Source organism: Nocardiopsis sp. NPDC055551, assembly GCF_053619415.1.
The window spans coordinates 1-2,874 of the sequence record NZ_JBSHJJ010000027.1; the positions used below are offsets into that span (position 1 = coordinate 1).

Annotated in this window: 3 protein-coding genes; all 3 read right to left on the minus strand. The window is 38.5% G+C overall.

Annotation, left to right across the window (positions count from 1 at the left end; all coding sequences use genetic code 11):
- Positions 1-1,203, minus strand: a 1,203-nt coding sequence (gene mobV / locus ACWGSK_RS27530; RefSeq protein WP_452457183.1) for a MobV family relaxase, incomplete at its 3' end; no start/stop codon positions are given.
- Between the two features lie 495 nt (positions 1,204-1,698).
- Positions 1,699-2,355 carry a replication protein gene (locus ACWGSK_RS27535; RefSeq protein WP_043858541.1) on the minus strand — a complete coding sequence of 219 codons (657 nt, stop codon included), beginning with the start codon at positions 2,353-2,355 and terminating at the stop codon, positions 1,699-1,701.
- A 75-nt stretch (positions 2,356-2,430) separates the two neighbouring features.
- On the minus strand, positions 2,431-2,571 hold the full coding sequence (locus tag ACWGSK_RS27540) for a ribbon-helix-helix domain-containing protein (RefSeq protein ID WP_043858540.1): 141 nt from the start codon (positions 2,569-2,571) through the stop codon (positions 2,431-2,433).
- Between the last annotated feature and the right edge of the window lie 303 nt (positions 2,572-2,874).

The window sequence follows — 2,874 nt, forward strand, 5'->3', positions numbered from 1 at the left end:
ATTTTCTCTTTCACGACGCTTTTCAACCCTGTTTAAACGCTCAAATTCGCCCTCAGGGGCTTTTTCTTTAATTTTGCCTACCAAATCATTAAAAAGGCTCTTAAACGTCTTTAAATCGTTTGTACGGGCTTTTAAAAATTCTTTGGTGCTTTTATATATCAAACCAATTTCACGCTTTAAATCGCTTATATGGCTTTTTAATTTGCTATTCTCTCGAAGCAACTGCATATTTTCCTGTCTTAATTTTTTATTTGAATTGGCTTCTGTTTCCCACTCTTTATAAATCACTCTAAGCTTTTGACCCAAAGCTTTATTTTCCTTTGCTAAATCGGTGTTCAATATTTTTTCCATCTTGCCTTTTAGCTGTTTATTTTCTTTGGCAGCATGAACCAAATTTTTAAAGTCTTGTTCGGGAACAATCACATTTCCAGTCGGTGTCTTTTTCAACTCTTTTTTGGGAATCCCAAAAAGATTCTTTTCCTCGCTCTTAACCTCGATTTGCTGAAATTCCCTTTTGGCCCGAACTTTAATTTCATCTGGAACTTTTTCATTGAGGGCGAGCAATTCATTTTTCTTCTCCTGGAGATTTTTTTCTAGAAAATCAATTTCTTTTTCCAGCGTCTGCTTTTTGAATTCCCTCGTTTCCAAATGCTCACGAGTAGAACCTTTTTCTCCACGCTCCAAATCAAAGCCAAGCTTTTGCATATGCTCGGGAAACTTATCTTGCAACCAAAGCAATTCTTGACGATTGAACACATTTTTCCCTTGCAGTTTTCCATCACGCATTGGCACAACGCCAACATGCATATGGGGCGTTTTTTCGTCCATATGTACCGTTGCATAAGCAATATTTTGCTCGCCATAGCGTTCGGAAAATAATTTATAACTTTCCTCAAAAAATCGTTTTTGTTCTGTAGGATCCAGACGGTCAAAAAAATTTTTGTCAGATGTCACGAGCAACTCGTTTACAAGCACCGCATCTTTCCGAGTTTTTCTCGTACCTGTTTTTTGCGATTCAATGATTTCTTTGACATGCTGGTTATAATCAATTTTCCCATCATGGACCAAATCATAATTTTCATGGGAACGCTCTTTATCAATATCCGAATTCGTCCTGCTTTCTCTTTCACGCTGATTATGAAACTGAATTCCTTTCAAATCATGCGCCTTCATTTTCTGCATTCGGACGACCGCATAACTCATAAAATCAGCTCCGTTTCGGGGTCAGTTTTTCGGCAACACTTCCATGTAAAGTATAACACACTATACTTTACATTCGTAAAGTGTGTGCTCTGCGAGGCTTTTTCGGCTACCCGCCGAACCATGCTAACGCATGGGAAAACCTTGGGCTTTGCCCAAACCCACAAGGGGAAATGATTCCCCCTTGATCCCCCCAATAAAAACTCCCCCAACCCCCTCAATTTTGAGGGGACTCCCTCGCCGGTCGGCAGGAATCGAATGGGATTCGATTCAATGCCAAGAGGGTTCGGGTGTGGTGAGTCTGTCAATCGACTTTCGCGGCATATCCTCATTTCGCTATCGCTCATTCCGGTATTCCACGATTCTATTGACAGACGCCACGTGTCGCTTTCTCCTTCAAGCGCCCACCAGAACAAAATAAAAAAAGATACAGAAAAAGATACAGAAGAATCTTCTGTATCTCTTGTATCTCAATCCTTTTCTGTCGTTTTATGTCGATTATTTTAACTCTCCTGTTTCTCTATCAATATCGCCCCGACCATATTTCCGTTCTTGATAAACGGCATCAAAATACAGTCTAATCAATCCAGTATGCGAACGTAAAACAGAATTGATAATCTTCATGCTGGGTAAGTTATATTCTTCCCCACGAACCCTTACAAACCTTCTTAATTCACGAATATTAGCCAGTCCATGTTCATCAATCAAATCACAAAGATCATTCAGCATGTCGTCTTTTTCTTCAACATCAAGCGTTATGTATCTATCAATATCAAAATTGTTTAGTAGTTTAATATCTTTCTTGTCATATACATGCTTGTTTTTAGCGATAGCGTCTTTTGATTCGTGCGTTAAATATAAATACATATTTTCCATGCTTTGAACTACAATTTGCACCATGGAAACACTTTTATTACCCAATGCTCGTTGTATTCTTTTACGGACACTATCAGCAGTAACAGGATTTTTCGCCACATAAATCACATGATAATGGGCTTTTTTATATTTTTGTCCCTCAACTTTACTTAAATCTTTATCATGAAGTGGGCTAATCGCAATAGGAACACCGAGCGATTCCAATTTCGTTTCCCAATCTTCGGGTATGCTTTCAGGGTACAACAGAAACGTAAAGTATCTTGCCTTATCTTTAGCCATAATGTTATAATCACCCTAACAGAAACAAAGGAATTCCAAAAAGCGAACTCTTCCAGGGGGTCGCTTTTTTTGTGTTCATTTCTGCCCTTTCTTGTATTCTTCCAAAACTACTGTAATCATCGCAGACTTACTCAAACCCTTCTCTTTGCACAACTCCTCTAAATAAGCGTGAACACTTTCTGACATAGTGATTGTAAATCTCTTTTTATTTGTCATATCGTTCTCCTTTTTGCATGTTAAAAATAATATAACAAAGTGGTGTAATTTTTGCAATAAAATACACAAAAAATATGTAAAAGGCAAAATGTCGCTCAAAATGTCGCCGAAATGTCGCTCAAATGTCGCAAGCTTCAAACCCTTGTGGCTCTAGGGTTTGAATGGCTTTTTCTCTCAATTTGGCACTCGGCACTTAAAGGGGGGGTCGTAGTAGCCCCCCCTTTTTCCTCTCTCACCCCAAAAAATCCAAGTTCAAAAAACCAAAAAAAGCACCTTTTTCAGGTGCTTTTTATCTTTCAAGAC